This is a genomic window from Pseudomonas vranovensis, assembly GCF_040438935.1.
In the GTDB taxonomy this organism is placed as follows: Bacteria; Pseudomonadota; Gammaproteobacteria; order Pseudomonadales; family Pseudomonadaceae; genus Aquipseudomonas; species Aquipseudomonas vranovensis.
The window spans coordinates 755,500-770,285 of sequence record NZ_CP159259.1 but is presented as its reverse complement, the minus strand read 5'-3'; the positions used below and the strand labels follow the sequence as shown (position 1 = coordinate 770,285).

Below are 14,786 nucleotides of genomic sequence, written 5' to 3'. Positions count from 1 at the left end.
ATCTCCTCAGTTAGCGTGGAACCAGGTCCAGACAGACCGAGTTGATGCAATAGCGTAGCCCGGTCGGCGGCGGCCCATCGGGGAATACATGACCCAGATGGGCATCGCATTGGGCACAGGTCACTTCGGTGCGAATCATGCCGTGGGAAGTATCACGAATCTCGACCATCGCGCTGTCCTGGATGGGCGCGTAGAAGCTCGGCCAGCCACAACCGGAGTCGAACTTGGACTTTGAATCGAACAACGGGGCAGTGCAGCAGATGCAGTGGTAGACGCCGTCGGTCCTGGTCCCGTTGTATTTGCCGCTGAATGGGCGCTCCGTGCCTTTCAGGCGGCAGACGTTGTATTGCTCGGGGTCGAGCATTGCACGCCATTCATCCAGGGTTTTCTCGATCTTGTCCATTTGCAGGCCTCGGCAGACTAAAAACCCCGCGCTGCGTCTTTTCCACAACGCGGGCGGCACGTATATTATTGCGCCTCATCAGACATCAGTCTGGCACCCGCGTTACACGCATTTCAAACGTTTTCACAGCGCAGTGCGCGGCGATCTTTTCTAATCGGGATCACATCATGCAGGTCAGCAAATCGAACAAGCTCGCCAATGTCTGCTATGACATTCGCGGCCCGGTGCTCAAGCACGCCAAACGCCTGGAAGAGGAAGGCCACCGCATCCTCAAGCTGAACATCGGCAACCCGGCGCCCTTTGGTTTCGAGGCGCCGGATGAAATCCTCCAGGATGTCATCCGCAACCTGCCGACGGCCCAAGGCTACAGCGACTCCAAGGGCCTGTTCAGCGCGCGCAAGGCGGTAATGCAGTATTACCAGCAAAAGCAGGTTGAAGGCGTCGGCATCGAAGACATCTACCTGGGCAACGGTGTTTCCGAACTGATCGTGATGTCGATGCAGGCCCTGCTCAACAACGGCGATGAAGTACTGATCCCGGCTCCCGACTACCCGTTGTGGACCGCCGCCGTGAGCCTGGCTGGCGGCAACCCGGTGCACTACCTGTGCGACGAGCAGGCCGACTGGTTCCCCGACCTTGACGACATCAAGTCCAAGATCACCTCCAACACCAAGGCACTGGTGATCATCAACCCGAACAACCCGACGGGCGCCGTGTACTCGCGCGAACTGTTGCTGGGCATGCTCGAGCTAGCACGCCAGCACAACCTGGTGGTGTTCTCGGACGAGATCTACGACAAGATCCTCTACGACGAAGCCGTGCACATCAGCACCGCGTCGCTGGCCCCGGACCTGCTCTGCCTGACCTTCAACGGCCTGTCCAAATCCTACCGGGTGGCAGGCTTCCGTTCGGGTTGGCTGGCCATCTCCGGGCCCAAGCAACATGCCCAGAGCTACATCGAAGGCATCGACATGCTGGCCAACATGCGCCTGTGCGCCAACGTGCCGAGCCAGCACGCCATCCAGACTGCCCTGGGCGGCTACCAGAGCATCAATGACCTGGTCCTGCCGCCTGGGCGCCTGCTCGAGCAGCGCAACCGCACCTGGGAGCTGCTCAACGACATTCCCGGCGTCAGCTGCGTCAAACCGATGGGCGCGCTCTACGCCTTCCCACGGATCGACCCGAAAGTCTGCCCCATTCACAACGATGAGAAGTTCGTTCTCGACCTGCTGCTCTCGGAAAAGCTGCTGATTGTCCAGGGCACGGCGTTCAACTGGCCATGGCCGGATCACTTCCGCGTGGTCACCCTGCCAAGGGTCGACGACCTGGAGCAGGCCATTGGCCGTATCGGAAATTTCCTAAAGACATATCAGCAGTAATCTGCAAGCACATGGGAAGCGCCCGCGCCTTACGGCGTGGGCCTTTCAGATCAAGCCCCCACCTTTTACAGGACTCGGCGCTCTGGCGCGCGGGATAGCGGAATTCGGCTGTAATACAGGAAAGTACACAGTTTGAAATAGTCGCCCGGTTGAATCACTGGGGCCCGCACCTTATATACCCCGCATACGTGACATTTTTATCCGTCAGGAGAACGTAACAACCATGATGCGCATCTTACTGTTTGTAGCCACCAACCTTGCGGTTGTGCTGATTGCCAGCATTACCCTGAGCCTGTTCGGCTTCAATGGGTTCATGGCGGCAAACGGGGTTGACCTCAAGCTCGACCAGCTGCTGATTTTCTGCGCCGTGTTCGGCTTTGCCGGCTCGTTGATCTCGCTGTTCATCTCCAAGTGGATGGCGAAGATGAGCACCGGCACCCAGATCATCAGCCAGCCGCGCACCCGCCACGAACAATGGCTTTTGCAAACCGTCGAAGAGCTGTCCCGCGAGGCCGGTATCAAGATGCCGGAAGTGGGCATCTTCCCGGCCTACGAGGCCAACGCCTTTGCCACCGGCTGGAACCGCAACGACGCCCTGGTTGCCGTCAGCCAGGGCCTGCTGGAGCGTTTCTCGCCCGATGAAGTGCGCGCCGTACTGGCCCACGAGATCGGCCACGTGGCCAATGGCGACATGGTGACCCTGGCGCTGGTACAGGGCGTGGTCAACACATTCGTCATGTTCTTCGCCCGCATCATCGGCAACTTCGTCGACAAGGTGATCTTCAAGAACGAAGAAGGTCAGGGTATCGCCTATTACATCGCAACCATCGTTGCCGAATTGGTCCTGGGCATCCTGGCCAGCATTATCGTCATGTGGTTCTCGCGCAAACGCGAGTACCGTGCCGACGAAGCCGGTGCCCGCCTGGCCGGCACCAGCGCAATGATTGGCGCCCTGCAGCGCCTGCGCTCGGAGCAAGGCGTGCCGGTGCACATGCCCGACACCCTGAACGCCTTCGGCATCAATGGCGGCCTCAAACAGGGCCTGGCCGGCCTGCTGATGAGCCACCCACCGCTGGAAGATCGTATCGAGGCCCTGCGCCGCCGCGGCTGATCGACACAGCAATGAAAAAGGGCGACTTCGGTCGCCCTTTTTTATCAACGCTGCAAGCGGTACACCCGCTCGAACAGCGTCTTCATCCCCGCCTGCACAAACTTCGGACTCTGCTCAATCACATCCCACGCCTCCAGCGTCTTCGGCTGCCAAGTGGCAAACAGCCGCTGCACCTCCTGGTCGGGCACCGAGAAAGGCGGCCCGTCCAGGCGCTGCTGGTCATAATCCAGGGTAATCATCAGGCCTTTGCAGCCTTGGGGCATGCAGTCGTTCAGCAGCGCAGCATAGCGTTCACGCATGGCCGGCGGCAGGGCAATCACCGCGGCACGATCATAAAACCCGGCACAGTCGCTGACGTCATCCTTGCGCAAGGCAAAGAAGTCGCCACACCACAGCTCCAGGCCGTCGTGCCGATACACCTTGAATGCCCCACGCTGGCTGACTTCAGGCTGCAACTGCTGCTCGGCAAAAAAATCCTCGATGGCGCGCTGGGACAGCTCGATACCGAGCACCTGGTGCCCTTGCCCCGCCAGCCAGGCCAGGTCCAGGCTTTTGCCACACAACGGCACCAGCACCTTGCTGCCCGCCGCCAGGCCCAGCGAGGCCCAGTGCCTTTGCAGGTAGGCGTTGACCTGCCCCTGATGAAACCCGATCTGATTGTCTGCCCAGCGCTTGTGCCAGAACTCCGCTTGCATGGCATACCTCGAATTTTTCGATCAAATAATGCTAAAACTTATATTAGATTTAGATCAATGACCTGATTGAAGATAGAGCCATCTTAACCTTCAGGACCTTTGCCATGCTCCCCAGCCTGTTTATTTCCCATGGATCACCCATGCTGGCCCTGGAACCTGGTGCCAGCGGCCCTGCCCTTGCCCGCCTGGCCGCCGCACTACCCAGGCCCAAGGCCATCGTGGTGGTGTCGGCGCACTGGGAAAGCCGTGAGCTACTGGTGAGCAGCAGCCCGCAGCCCGACACCTGGCATGACTTTGGCGGCTTCCCAGCGGCCCTGTATGCCCTCCAGTACCCGGCCCCGGGTGAGCCTGCCCTGGCGCAGCGCATAAGCGAACTGCTGTGCAGCGCAGGGCTGCCCGCCCGCCTCGACCCGCAACGCCCGTTCGACCATGGCACCTGGGTACCGTTGTCGCTGATGTACCCCAATGCGGACATCCCCGTGGTGCAGATCTCCCTGCCCACCCAGCTCGGGCTGAAACTGCAGGAAATGGTCGGCCGCGCAGTGGCCGGCTTGCGTGAAGAGAACATCCTGCTGGTGGGCTCAGGCAGCATCACCCATAACCTGGGCGAGCTCGACTGGCGCGCCGGCCCCGATACCATCGAACCCTGGGCCAAGGCATTTCGCGACTGGATGATTGAAAAACTTGCGGCCGGCGACACCCAGGCCCTGCACGATTACCGCCACCAGGCACCGTTCGCCGTGCGCAGCCATCCGAGTGACGAGCACCTGCTGCCGCTGTACTTTGCCCGGGGTGCGGGCGGGCAGTTCGGCATTGCTCACCAGGGGTTCACCCTCGGAGCCCTCGGGATGGATATCTATCGATTCGAGTAGGAGCGGGCCTGCCCCGCGATAGCGATTTGCCCAGCAGCCCGCCCCCACCAGGCAAAAAAAATCCCCGAACATGTCGGGGATTTTTTTATGGCTCGCGGATCAGTCTTCGCGGTAGCGGCGCAGTTTCAGCTGCTTACCGGCAACACGAGTGTCCTTGAGCTTGGCCAGCAGACGCTCCAGACCTTCTTCCGGCAGCTCGACCAGACTGAAGCTGTCGCGCACTTGGATGCGGCCGATCGCTTCGCGGGCCAGGCCGCCTTCGTTGAGAATGGCGCCCAGCAGGTTCTTGGCAGCGATACCGTCACGCGCGCCCAGCGCGGTACGGCAGCGTGCACGACCTTCGCCCAGCGGCATTGGCGCACGACGCTCACGCTCGCCACGCTCTGGACGCTCGCCAGTGCGCTCACGCGGGGTATAGGTCGGAACCAGCGGCTGCTCTTTCTCGACAGCTTCCAGGGTCAGGGCCTGACCGTTGGTAGCCTTGCGCAGCAGAGCGGCGGCCAGGGCACGCGGGCTGCAACCGATGTCGGCGGTCAGGCGATCGAGCAGTTCACCGTGGGTCGACTCGGCGTCGGCTACCAGCGGCGCCAGGCTGTTGGTCAGCTTCTTGATGCGAGCATCGAGAACGGCCTGGGCGTTCGGCAGGCGAACTTCGGCAACCTTCTGACCAGTAACACGCTCGATCACCTGCAGCATGCGGCGCTCGCGCGGGGTGACCAGCAGCAGCGCACGACCTTCGCGACCGGCACGGCCAGTACGGCCGATACGGTGAACGTAGGACTCTGGATCGTATGGCATGTCAACGTTGAACACGTGAGTGATGCGCGGTACGTCCAGACCACGGGCAGCAACGTCGGTCGCAACCACGATGTCCAGGCGGCCATCCTTGAGCGAGTCGATCACGCGCTCACGCTGGTTCTGGGCAATGTCACCGTTCAGCGCAGCGGCTTTGTAGCCTTTGGCTTCGAGGGCACTGGCCAGGTCCAGGGTCGCTTGCTTGGTACGTACGAAGGCGATCAGCGCGTCGAACTCTTCCACTTCCAGCAGGCGCAGGACAGCGGAAACCTTCTGATCGGCGTGGACCATCAGGTGAGCTTGTTCGATCGCGGTAACGGTCTGGGTCTTGCTCTGGATCTTGACGTGCTTCGGGTCACGCAGGTGACGCTCGGCAATCGCGCGGATCGAAGCTGGGAGGGTGGCCGAGAACAGAACGGTCTGACGGGTTTCCGGCATGGCCTTGAAGATGACTTCCAGGTCATCCATGAAGCCCAGCTTGAGCATTTCGTCAGCTTCGTCGAGCACCAGGTGGTTGACGGTCGCCAGGACTTTTTCGTCGCGACGCAGGTGGTCGCACAGACGGCCTGGGGTAGCAACGACGATTTGCGCGCCATTGCGGATTGCTTTGAGTTGTGGGCCCATTGGGGCACCACCGTATACGGCCACCACGGTTACGCCCGGCATCTGCTTGGCGTAGGTTTCAAAAGCGGTGGCTACTTGCAGCGCCAACTCACGGGTTGGCGCCAGGATCAGGGCTTGCGGCTCGCGCTTGCTCGGGTCGATGCGGTTCAGGATAGGCAGTGCGAAGGCAGCGGTTTTACCGGTACCTGTCTGCGCCTGACCGATCATGTCGTGACCGGCGAGAATAATCGGGATCGATTGCTGCTGAATGGCCGATGGCTCTTCGTAGCCGGTAGCCAGCACAGCAGCAACAATGCTCGGATGAAGATCGAGAGCGGCGAAGCCGCCGGTTTCCTGGGTCATGGGTCTGCCTCTAAGTGCATCCGCAAAGACCCATGCTCCAAAGCTGCACATGCCTTGTAAGACCCGAAGGTCACCCTGGCAGCTTTGTCGGCGGGGATTTGCGAAAACGATTGAAGAAAAATAGGAACGTCTAAGGAGAGTCCGCGGTGCGGACGCGCAGCCGAAGCTGGCTTCGGGGAATTGCACTACCTAAACGAGGTCCGGTAAAAGACCGGCGCGTACTATACCTGAATTCGGAATTTACGGGAGATTTTTTTATTGCAACACGCCAGCGCCAGACCCCGTTCAAACGGCGTCTGGGGTGGTAACGCTGCTGGCGGCTGAATCGTTTTTCTGCCGACAGCTCAACGGCGCGCCTCAGGAGGCCGGTCGAATCGCTGCGATGAGCGGTTGCAACGAGTAACCCAGGCGTGGCGCCAGGGCGTCGGCGCGGGCATTGAGCCCGGCCAGGTCCAGCTCCTGATCAAGATCGGCCGGTACCATGAGGATCACATTGCCCTCCTTGACCGGCAGCTCCCAGTAATGACGATGGTACAGCCCGCGCAACAAGGCTGCACCCAAGGGCTTGCCATCATCGCCAGCCCACTGGTTGATCACCAGCCAGCCGCCAGGATTGAGGCGCTTCTGGCAGTTTTCCAGAAAACGCCAGGCCAGGTGCGCCACTCCTGGGCCGTGATCGGTATAGAGGTCGACGAAAATCAGATCGGCAGGTTCAGCGCTGTCCAGCAGCTCCACCGCATCACCTATGCGGATATACAGACGCGGATCGTCGTCCAGGCCAAGGTACTCGATGGCCAGACGCGGTACATCGGGACGCAGTTCAATGGCCTCGATGTCTTCGAGCGGCAGAAACTTCATGCAGGCCTGGGTCAGCGTACCCGCCCCGAGGCCCAGAAACAGCGCGCTCTCGGGCTCGGCATGGCCCAACGCGCCGATCAGCATGGCACGGGTGTAGTCATACTCCAGCCAGCTCGGATCGGCCGTAAACACGCAGCTTTGCTCGATGGCCTCGCCGAACTCGAGAAACCGATAGTCATCGACTTCCAGCACACTGATGGTGCCGTAGTCATCCTTCACCTGGGCCAGCAGCCGCTCCACCCGTTCCTCTGTCATGCTGTCTCCCGGCACACGCCGCTACCCCAGGCAAAAACCGCCATTGTCCGTCAATGGCGCCAGTGCAACAAGGCGCGCGGCAACTGTTAACATGGCACACAGCCCTTTTACGACAAGATCGAGCCCGTGATGAACCAACCCTGGAGTCCTGACAGCTGGCGCGCCCTGCCGATCCAGCAGCAACCGACCTACCCCGACGCTGCCCATCTGCTCAACGTCGAGCAGACCCTCGCCAGCTACCCGCCGCTGGTCTTTGCCGGCGAGGCCCGGGAGTTGCGTCGACAGTTTGCCGAAGTGACCCAGGGGCGCGCGTTCCTCCTGCAAGGGGGCGATTGCGCCGAAAGCTTCGCCGAGTTTTCGGCAGCGAAAATTCGCGACACCTTCAAGGTTCTGCTGCAGATGGCCATTGTCATGACTTTTGCCGCCGGCTGCCCGGTGGTCAAGGTCGGACGCATGGCCGGCCAATTTGCCAAGCCCCGCTCGGCGGGTGATGAGACCATCGGCGGCGTCACACTGCCGGCCTACCGTGGCGACATCGTCAACGGCATCGGTTTTGACGAAAAAAGCCGTGTGCCGGACCCCGAGCGCCTGCTGCAGGCCTACCACCAGTCCACCGCCAGCCTCAACCTGCTGCGCGCCTTTGCCCAGGGCGGTTTTGCCGACCTGCATCAAGTACACAAGTGGAACCTGGACTTCATCGCCAACTCGGCCCTGGCCGAGAAGTACAGCCAACTGGCCGACCGCATCGATGAAACCCTGGCCTTCATGCGTGCCTGCGGCATGGACAGCTCGCCGCAGCTGCGCGAAACCAGCTTCTTCACCGCCCACGAAGCCCTGCTGCTGAACTACGAAGAAGCCTTCGTGCGCCGCGACAGCCTGACCAACGACTACTACGACTGCTCGGCGCACATGCTCTGGATCGGGGATCGCACCCGCCAGCTCGATGGTGCCCACGTCGAATTCCTGCGCGGGGTGAACAACCCGATCGGGGTAAAGGTCGGCCCGAGCATGAATACCGAAGAACTGATTCGTCTGATTGACGTGCTCAACCCGGACAACGACCCCGGGCGCCTCAATCTGATCGTGCGCATGGGCGCAGAGAAGGTTGGCGATCACTTGCCAGCACTGATCCGCAGCGTCGAGCGTGAGGGTCGCCAGGTACTGTGGAGTTCGGACCCGATGCATGGCAACACCATCAAGGCCAGCAGCGGCTACAAGACCCGCGACTTCGCCCAGATTCTCAGCGAGGTCAAACAGTTCTTCCAGGTGCATCAGGCCGAGGGTAGCCATGCTGGCGGCATCCACATCGAAATGACCGGACAGAACGTCACTGAATGCATCGGCGGCGCCCGCCCGATCACCGAAGATGCCCTCTCGGACCGCTATCACACCCACTGCGACCCGCGCATGAACGCCGATCAGTCGCTGGAACTGGCCTTCCTGATCGCCGAGACCCTCAAGCAAGTCCGCCGCTGAACACACTGCGGGCCAGCGCCGGGCGCAAACGCTCGGCACTGGCCCGCGGGCAATTCAGTTGAACCTGTGACAAGCCCAGCCAGGTCGCCATGCGCCACAAATTATCGGCCAGTGCCTGAATCCCACCCTCGTCCAGGCCGTGCGCTTCCTCGTGTACTGCATGGATCGCCAGGCGGTCGCTGGCGCGCTCGGCACGCAAGTCCACCCGCGCAGCGATCCGCTCGTCATGCAGGAACGGCAACACGTAATACCCATACACCCGCTTGTGCGCCGGGGTGTAGATCTCCAGCCGATAGCGAAAGTCGAACAATCGCTCGGTGCGCTCACGCGCCCACACCAGCGAATCGAAAGGCGAAAGCAAGGCACTGGCGGCCACCTTGCGCGGCAAGCGCACATCACTCATGCAGTACGCCGGCTGCGGCCAGCCCTGCACCGAACATACTTCAACGACCCCCTCCTCCACCAGTTCAGCCAGGCGCGCACGGCTATCAGCGGGACTCAGGCGGTAGTAGTCCCGCAGGTCCTTCTCCGTTCCCACCCCCAGGGCATTGGTCGCTTGCAACAACAACCCTCGCTGGGCCTGGGCTTCATCCAGCGGCGGCTGCTGCAGCAACGCCTGAGGCAGGACCCGCTCGGGAAGATCGTACAGGCGCTCGAAACCGCGGCGACCGGCCACCGTGACCAGTCCGGCGGCGAACAACCACTCCAGCGCGTGCTTTTCCGCGCTCCAGTCCCACCAAGGGCCGGCACGCTCCTCTCGGGTCGACAGGCTGCCAGCCCCCAGTGCGCCCTGCTCCGTCACCGCCGCCAACACCCGGGCAATGGTCGGTTGTTGCTCACGACCAAAGCGGGCCAGTTGCTGGTAGATGCCCTGCCCCTGGCGCGCCCGGTCCATGCGCCAACGCAGCAAGGGATAGAGCGCCAGCGGTAGCAGCGAGGCTTCATGGCCCCAGTACTCGAACACTTTGCGTTGGCGGTTACGCCCCCAGGCGAGTTGGTCGAGCAAGGCCTGTGGATAACTGCCCAGGCGAGAAAACAGCGGCAGGTAATGGGAGCGCACCAGGGCATTGACCGAGTCGATCTGCACCACACCCAGGCGCTCGATCACCTGCGACAGGTGAGCGGCACGGACCTGAGCGCGCGGCGCACGGGTAGCGAAACCCTGGGCCGACAAGGCCAGACGACGTGCCTGCGCATGAGAAAACGATTGAGTGGTGGGCATGCCCGGCTCCTTCTGAACAAGCCCACTCAAGGTAATCCCGCCCTGTGTGGGGCGCGACTCATTTTTTCAGGGGGTCATCCCAGAACGGGCGCTCCACTTCCTGCAGCACATCGGCGCGGCTCATGCCGATATCCTGCAGCGCCGCATCACTCAGGCGCGCCAGCTCCATGCGCTGGCGATGCAATTGCCGCCAGCGTCCCAACTGCTGCACCACGCCGTGGACCAGGGGAGTGAACCAGCCCTGACGGGACTGGGGATACATCAGAATGAGCATTTTCTGACCTTTCATCGTCGTACCCTCCGTGTTGGATGACGTCAGTGTCAGCCCGGGTCTAAGATCAATCCAACGAATGTTCCTGATGCAATACATCTAGGAGATTGATGCCTTGTCCCAGTACCAGAGTATCGATTCCGAGGTCCTGCGCACGTTTGTGGCGATCGCCGAACACGGGGGGTTCACCCGCGCCGGGGAGGTGGTCAACCGCACTCAGTCGGCGGTCAGCATGCAGATGAAACGCCTGGAAGAGGACATCATCCAGCGTCAGCTATTCGAACGGGACGGGCGCCAGGTACGTCTGACCGCCGAAGGCCAGGTGCTGCTTGGCTATGCCCGGCGCATCCTCAAGCTGCATGGCGAAGTCTTCAACACCCTGCGCATGCCCCATATGGTCGGAACGGTGCGCATTGGCACACCGGATGACTATGCCATGCGATTCTTGCCGGGCATTCTGTCCAGCTTCGCCCAGGCCTACCCGTTGATCCAGGTGGAGGTGCATTGCGAGAGCTCTCGCCAATTGATGCAGCGCCAGGACCTGGACATGACCATCATCACCTGCGAACCCGGCCATGAGGTCGGCCAGTTGCTGCGTCGCGAGCGTGCGGTGTGGGTGCAGGCGCAAGGCTTTTGCCCGCACGAACACACGCCCCTGCCACTGGCGGTGTTCAACACCGACTGCTGCTGCCGGACCTGGGCCTGCAACGCCCTCGACGCGCTCGGAAAGGAATATCGCATTGCCTACACCAGTGCCAGCACCCCGGCGATCATGGCGGTGGTCAGCGCCGGCCTGGCCGTCACGGCCCAGTTGCAGAGCCTGATCACCAGCGACCTGCGAATCATCGGCGAGGCCGAGGGCCTGCCGGAGTTGCCGACCGCAAGCATCATGCTGCTGCGCAACGGCCCCCATCAGTCGCAGATGATCGACTGCATGGCGGATTACATCGTCGAAGGCTTCAGATCTTGAGGGCGAGCATCACTGCGCAGACCACCAGGAAACCGCAAAACAGCGTGCGCAAGACTCTTTCCGGCAAGGCGTGAGCCAGCTTCACCCCCCAGCTGATGCTGAGCAGCCCGCCAATCGCCAATGGTATGCCCATGCTCCACTGCACATGCTGGTGGAGACCATAGGTGAGCAATGTCACCGCGGTACTCGGCGCTGCCAGGGCCAGCGAAAGCCCCTGGGCAACCACCTGGGTGGTACCGAAGACACTGGTAAGCACCGGCGTTGCCACCACGGCTCCACCCACACCGAACAGGCCGCCCAGCACACCGGCGCCCCCACCCAGCACCCCCAGCCAAGGCCAGCCGTGACGCATCTCACTGCTAGGCTGCGCCTTGGGCATGAACATCCGCACCAGGTTCCAGGCCGCCAGAGCTACCAGAAACAGCACGAAGCCAAAGCGCATGGCTTGGGCATCGACACCTACAGCCCAGATCGAACCCAGCCAGGCAAAGGCGAAACTGGCGATCGCCAACGGCAAGGCATGGCGCAGTTCGATCCGATTACGCTGGTGATAACGCCACAACGCCAGCAGCACGTTAGGTACAACCATCACCAGCGCCGTGCCCTGGGCCAGCTGCTGATCAAGTCCAAACAGCACACCGAGCGCGGGAATCGCGATCAATCCCCCGCCGATACCGAACAATCCTCCGACGGTTCCCAGTGCCGCGCCCAGCGCTATGTACATCGCCCACTCGATCATTGCTGCCTCTCAAGAAATCCAATCGGTGCATGCTACCGACCCGATGCTAGCGGGGAAACGCACAGCAACGCACAATGGCTATGCACTTTACGCAAAAGCAGATCTCGCGAAATGAACCCTGACACCCTGACCGAACAACTCAGCCTGTTCCTGGACGTGCTGGAAACCGGCAGCTTTTCCGCCACCGCCCGCCGACACCCGCTGACCCCATCGGCGGTAGCGCGGCGCATCGACACCCTGGAAAGCGCCATTGGCAGCCGCCTGTTCGTGCGCAGTACCCATGCCGTACGCCCCACCCCAGCGGGCAATGCCTTCGCCGAGCGAGCGCGGCGCATCGTCGAAGAGCTGCGCCTGGCCCGCGCCGAAGCCGTGTCACTGAGCAATGCTCCGGAGGGCCTGATTCGCATCGACGCCCCGGCAGCATTTGGCCGTCGCCACCTGGCACCCGCCATTGCCGACTTTCTGGTGGCCTATCCCGGGCTCGATGTACAGCTACGCCTGATCGACAGCTTTGTGGACCTGCACGGCTCGCACCTGGGCGAAGTCGACCTGGTACTGCGCGCAGGTCCGCTGGCGGACACCCGCCTGGTGGCCACTTCCCTGGCCAAGATGGTGCGCATTGCCTGTGCCAGCCCCGCGTACCTGGCTGCCCGCGGCATTCCTGCCACACCGGCCGAGCTACCCGACCACGACGGCCTGGACTGGGACGGCCTGGCGCCGCCCTTCGCCTGGCGCTTCGCGGTGGAGGGCCAACTGCGCCTGTACCGCCCGACGCGGATGCGCATGAGTGCCAACAACGCCGAAACCTTGTTGTTCGGCGCCCTCGCCGGCCTGGGCATCGCCCACTTGCCCACCTGGCTGATCAGCGACTACCTGTTGCGCGGTGAGCTTTTGCCTCTGTTTTGCGAAAGCGGCCTGCCACCGGCCGAGTCCAGCGGCATTTACGCCTTGCGCCTGGAACATGAAACGAACTCTCGCAGCCGTTTGCTGCTCGAATTCCTCAAGAGCCGCTTCAGCCCGGTGCCCCCTTGGGACTTGGCCGTGCAAAGCGAGCTGCGCTGGTAATAAGTGCGCTAATGAACAGCGTGCTAAATTCAAAGGATCAACTGATCAAAGGAACTGCATGAACGCCGATACCCAAGCCCCAGGCCCGTGCGACGAATTGCTTCTGAACAACCAGGTGTGCTTCGCCCTGCACTCCACCTCGCTGCTCATGACCAAGGTCTACAAACCATTGCTGCAAGCGCTCGGCCTGACGTATCCACAGTACCTCGCCATGCTCGTGCTCTGGGAGCAGGACGGCTTGACCGTGGGTGAAATCAGCCACCGCCTGCTGACCGACCCCGGCTCGCTGACGCCGCTTCTCAAGCGCCTCGAAGCCGAGGGGCTGCTCAAGCGTACTCGCAGCCGCGACGATGAACGGGTGGTGCTGGTGCAACTGACCGAACAGGGTCAGGCCCTGAAGGAGCAGGCCAAACGCGTCCCACCGTGCATCCTCGGCGCCAGCGGACAGAGCCTTGAGCGCCTTCAACAGTTGCAGGCCGAACTGCTGGAGCTGCGGGCCAACCTGCAACAAAGCCTTTGAGGTCTATGCTGTGAGTGACCGTTCGTAGCAAGGTCGAAAAATTAACTTGCGCACTAAATAACTGCGCGCTAAGTTAATTCCCGTACCCACTCAGCGCCACGGCGCAATCCATGCGAGGCTCAAGATGCAAAAGGTCACTCCGCTGTACATTGCAGAAGCTACCTCCACCGGCGGTCGCGATGGTCGGTCCAAATCCAGCGACGGCATTCTCGATATCGCCCTGGCCACGCCCAAGGAGCTGGGCGGCGCAGGCGGCGCTGCTACCAACCCCGAGCAACTGTTTGCCGCCGGCTACTCGGCCTGCTTCATCGGCGCACTGAAGTTCGTTGCCGGCCAGCAGAAAAAAGCCATTCCTGCCGACAGTTCGATCAAGGCCCGCGTGGGCATCGGCCAGATCCCAGGCGGATTCGGCCTGGACATCGACCTGCATGTGAACCTGCCCGGCCTCGAACAAGCCGATGCCCAGGCCCTGGTCGACGCCGCGCACCAGGTGTGCCCGTACTCCAACGCCACCCGCGGCAATGTTGATGTACGCCTGCATGTCACGGTCTGAGGGTAAAACCCAGGCATAAAAAAACCCGGCCAAGGCCGGGTTTTTAGTGGGCGCAAGAATTACTTCTTGGAACGGCCCTTGAAGCTGCCATCGCGAGTGTCGATGTCGATCATCTCGTCGATTTCAATGAAGTCGGCAACCTGGATTTCAGTACCGTTGCTCAGCTTGGCTGGCTTCATTACCTTACCCGAAGTGTCGCCGCGAGCAGCGTTTTCGGTGTAGACAACCTTACGGCTGATGGTGGTCGGCAGTTCAACCGATACCAGGCGCTCTTCGAAGAAAACGGCTTCGCAGACGTCAGTCATGCCTTCTTCGATGTAGGGCAGAACGGCCTCGATGTCTTCGGCGTTCAGCTCGTACATGGTGTAGTCGGTGGTGTCCATGAAGGTGAAGGTGTCACCACTGATGAACGACAGGGTCGCTTCTTTGCGATCCAGGATCACGTCGTCCAGCTTGTCGTCCGCACCGTAAACGGTTTCGGTCTTGTAGCCGGTCAGCAGGTTCTTCAGCTTGGTCTTCATGATCGCGCTGTTACGGCCCGACTTGGTGAATTCAGCTTTCTGGACCAGCCACGGGTCGTTATCGATCCGCAGTACGGTACCGGGTTTCAGTTCTTTACCAGTTTTCATTGCGAGA

General features: G+C 61.6%; 15 protein-coding genes and 1 pseudogene. 8 read left to right on the top strand and 8 right to left on the bottom strand.

Going from position 1 to position 14,786, the window contains the following annotated elements:
- Nucleotides 1-10: 10 nt before the first annotated feature.
- Nucleotides 11-403, bottom strand: a complete 393-nt coding sequence (gene msrB / locus ABVN19_RS03615) for a peptide-methionine (R)-S-oxide reductase MsrB (protein ID WP_028943753.1) — start codon at nucleotides 401-403, stop codon at nucleotides 11-13.
- Between the two features lie 167 nt (nucleotides 404-570).
- On the opposite strand from msrB, the gene ABVN19_RS03610 reads away from it, so the two are divergent.
- Both ABVN19_RS03610 and htpX read left to right on the top strand, forming a co-directional pair.
- On the top strand, nucleotides 571-1,782 hold the full coding sequence (locus ABVN19_RS03610) for a pyridoxal phosphate-dependent aminotransferase (protein ID WP_028943752.1): 1,212 nt from the start codon (nucleotides 571-573) through the stop codon (nucleotides 1,780-1,782).
- A gap of 223 nt (nucleotides 1,783-2,005) precedes the next feature.
- Complete coding sequence (gene htpX / locus ABVN19_RS03605) at nucleotides 2,006-2,893, top strand: protease HtpX (RefSeq protein ID WP_028943751.1); 888 nt, start codon at nucleotides 2,006-2,008, stop codon at nucleotides 2,891-2,893.
- Nucleotides 2,894-2,937: 44 nt separating this feature from the next.
- Here the strand turns inward: htpX and ABVN19_RS03600 are convergent, their stop codons facing one another.
- Complete coding sequence (locus ABVN19_RS03600) at nucleotides 2,938-3,588, bottom strand: thiopurine S-methyltransferase (protein ID WP_028943750.1); 651 nt, start codon at nucleotides 3,586-3,588, stop codon at nucleotides 2,938-2,940.
- A 104-nt stretch (nucleotides 3,589-3,692) separates the two neighbouring features.
- On the opposite strand from ABVN19_RS03600, the gene ABVN19_RS03595 reads away from it, so the two are divergent.
- Entirely contained in the window at nucleotides 3,693-4,460 is a 768-nt protein-coding gene (locus tag ABVN19_RS03595; RefSeq protein ID WP_028943749.1) for a class III extradiol ring-cleavage dioxygenase, read from the top strand.
- A 99-nt stretch (nucleotides 4,461-4,559) separates the two neighbouring features.
- Here the strand turns inward: ABVN19_RS03595 and ABVN19_RS03590 are convergent.
- Nucleotides 4,560-6,255: pseudogene (locus tag ABVN19_RS03590) on the bottom strand (DEAD/DEAH box helicase).
- Nucleotides 6,256-6,578: 323 nt separating this feature from the next.
- The gene (locus ABVN19_RS03585) at nucleotides 6,579-7,334 is read right to left on the bottom strand and encodes a spermidine synthase (protein ID WP_028943747.1); all 756 of its coding nucleotides are present in this window, start codon (nucleotides 7,332-7,334) and stop codon (nucleotides 6,579-6,581) included.
- A gap of 129 nt (nucleotides 7,335-7,463) precedes the next feature.
- Here ABVN19_RS03585 and ABVN19_RS03580 point away from each other — a divergent pair, with 129 nt between their 5' ends.
- Nucleotides 7,464-8,810 carry a class II 3-deoxy-7-phosphoheptulonate synthase gene (locus tag ABVN19_RS03580; RefSeq protein ID WP_028943746.1) on the top strand — a complete coding sequence of 449 codons (1,347 nt, stop codon included), beginning with the start codon at nucleotides 7,464-7,466 and terminating at the stop codon, nucleotides 8,808-8,810.
- Here ABVN19_RS03580 and ABVN19_RS03575 read toward each other — a convergent pair.
- Nucleotides 8,791-10,032 (bottom strand): crosslink repair DNA glycosylase YcaQ family protein, encoded by a 1,242-nt coding sequence (locus tag ABVN19_RS03575; RefSeq protein ID WP_105641752.1) that lies wholly within the window; start codon nucleotides 10,030-10,032, stop codon nucleotides 8,791-8,793. The two genes, ABVN19_RS03580 and ABVN19_RS03575, sit on opposite strands and share 20 nt — an antisense overlap.
- A 58-nt stretch (nucleotides 10,033-10,090) precedes the next feature.
- Complete coding sequence (locus tag ABVN19_RS03570) at nucleotides 10,091-10,294, bottom strand: DUF1127 domain-containing protein (RefSeq protein ID WP_319801994.1); 204 nt, start codon at nucleotides 10,292-10,294, stop codon at nucleotides 10,091-10,093.
- Nucleotides 10,295-10,418: 124 nt separating this feature from the next.
- On the opposite strand from ABVN19_RS03570, the gene ABVN19_RS03565 reads away from it, so the two are divergent.
- Complete coding sequence (locus ABVN19_RS03565) at nucleotides 10,419-11,273, top strand: LysR substrate-binding domain-containing protein (RefSeq protein ID WP_028943743.1); 855 nt, start codon at nucleotides 10,419-10,421, stop codon at nucleotides 11,271-11,273.
- On the opposite strand, the gene ABVN19_RS03560 is transcribed toward ABVN19_RS03565, so the two are convergent.
- The gene (locus tag ABVN19_RS03560; RefSeq protein WP_028943742.1) at nucleotides 11,263-12,012 is read right to left on the bottom strand and encodes a sulfite exporter TauE/SafE family protein; all 750 of its coding nucleotides are present in this window, start codon (nucleotides 12,010-12,012) and stop codon (nucleotides 11,263-11,265) included. The genes ABVN19_RS03565 and ABVN19_RS03560 overlap by 11 nt on opposite strands.
- A 111-nt stretch (nucleotides 12,013-12,123) precedes the next feature.
- On the opposite strand from ABVN19_RS03560, the gene ABVN19_RS03555 reads away from it, so the two are divergent.
- The 3 genes from ABVN19_RS03555 to ABVN19_RS03545 all read left to right on the top strand — a co-directional run bounded on the left by ABVN19_RS03555 (nucleotide 12,124) and on the right by ABVN19_RS03545 (nucleotide 14,150).
- Complete coding sequence (locus ABVN19_RS03555; protein ID WP_028943741.1) at nucleotides 12,124-13,077, top strand: LysR family transcriptional regulator; 954 nt, start codon at nucleotides 12,124-12,126, stop codon at nucleotides 13,075-13,077.
- 58 nt (nucleotides 13,078-13,135) lie between these two features.
- Nucleotides 13,136-13,597: a MarR family transcriptional regulator gene (locus ABVN19_RS03550; protein ID WP_028943740.1), complete on the top strand. Its 462-nt coding sequence runs from the start codon at nucleotides 13,136-13,138 to the stop codon at nucleotides 13,595-13,597.
- Between the two features lie 124 nt (nucleotides 13,598-13,721).
- Nucleotides 13,722-14,150 (top strand): organic hydroperoxide resistance protein, encoded by a 429-nt coding sequence (locus ABVN19_RS03545; RefSeq protein ID WP_028943739.1) that lies wholly within the window; start codon nucleotides 13,722-13,724, stop codon nucleotides 14,148-14,150.
- Between the two features lie 59 nt (nucleotides 14,151-14,209).
- Here ABVN19_RS03545 and efp read toward each other — a convergent pair whose 3' ends face one another.
- On the bottom strand, nucleotides 14,210-14,779 hold the full coding sequence (gene efp / locus ABVN19_RS03540) for an elongation factor P (RefSeq protein WP_028943737.1): 570 nt from the start codon (nucleotides 14,777-14,779) through the stop codon (nucleotides 14,210-14,212).
- Between the last annotated feature and the right edge of the window lie 7 nt (nucleotides 14,780-14,786).